General features: G+C 61.2%; 1 protein-coding gene. It reads right to left on the bottom strand.

All coding sequences use genetic code 11. From position 1 onward, the window contains the following. Positions 1-189, bottom strand: a 189-nt coding sequence (locus SB771_RS34410) for an NUDIX domain-containing protein (RefSeq protein ID WP_410721965.1), incomplete at its 3' end; no start/stop codon positions are given. Positions 190-273 lie beyond the last annotated feature (84 nt).

The raw sequence follows: 273 nt of genomic DNA, 5'->3' as shown, positions 1-273 counted from the left end.
CCGTCGAAATGCATCGTCGAGGCGTTCGTTCTTGTGAATGCGTCCGCCAGGCACGAACCAGAAGCCCTGAGCGGGACGGTTGGTGCGATGGCCGAGCAGGTATGCGCCGTCCTCGTTCGAGATGATCAGGTCGATCGCAACGAGCGGCGTTGCGTCGACGATGCGCAAGAAGGTATCGAGCGGCAACATGGCGGAGAGGCTCCATGAAGTTTGTGGGAATGTGCCGGCGTCGGATCGCGATGGCGTTTGCGTCGGTCTGTGAATCGGTGTGCC

The organism is Burkholderia sp. SIMBA_051 (assembly GCF_046534915.1).
Classification (GTDB): Bacteria; Pseudomonadota; Gammaproteobacteria; order Burkholderiales; family Burkholderiaceae; genus Burkholderia; species Burkholderia ambifaria.
This window is presented reverse-complemented; position numbering and strand designations above follow the sequence as displayed.